General features: G+C 78.3%; 1 pseudogene. It reads left to right on the top strand.

What is annotated here, in order from left to right:
• Window positions 1-197, top strand: a pseudogene (locus tag G3I78_RS50795) (hypothetical protein); the annotation flags it as partial.
• Window positions 198-383 lie beyond the last annotated feature (186 nt).

Here is a 383-nt window from a genome sequence, read left to right as displayed (position 1 = left end):
GCCCGCTCTGCTCGGTGATGAGCACGCTCGTGGGCGCGGCAGCGGCTGCCGGCCGCCCGGGCGAGCCGGTCGCCGAGGGTGAGACGGCGCCGTCGGCCCCGATGGCCCCACCGCTGGCGGACGGCGAGCCGGACGCGGAGGCGGGGGAGGGGGCGTCGGATGCGAAGGGCGTGGCGGGCCTGGCGGGAGCGCCGTGAGGAACGAGCGGCGCGGATGGTAGCCCGAGCACCGACGCCCCCTCCGCCGCCGAACCCGACCCAGAGACCGACGCACCCGACCCGGGAACCGATCCCGAAGCCGCCTCGCGAAGAGCAGCGCCCACCGCGCCCTTGACCGCCGCGCGGACCGCCGCCTGGTTCTGCGCGGCGAGACGACGCTGGAGC

Source organism: Streptomyces sp. SID13726 (assembly GCF_010548375.1).
Classification (GTDB): Bacteria; Actinomycetota; Actinomycetes; order Streptomycetales; family Streptomycetaceae; genus Streptomyces.
Note: the sequence above shows the minus strand (reverse complement) of the source record. Positions and strands in the feature narration are given on the sequence as shown.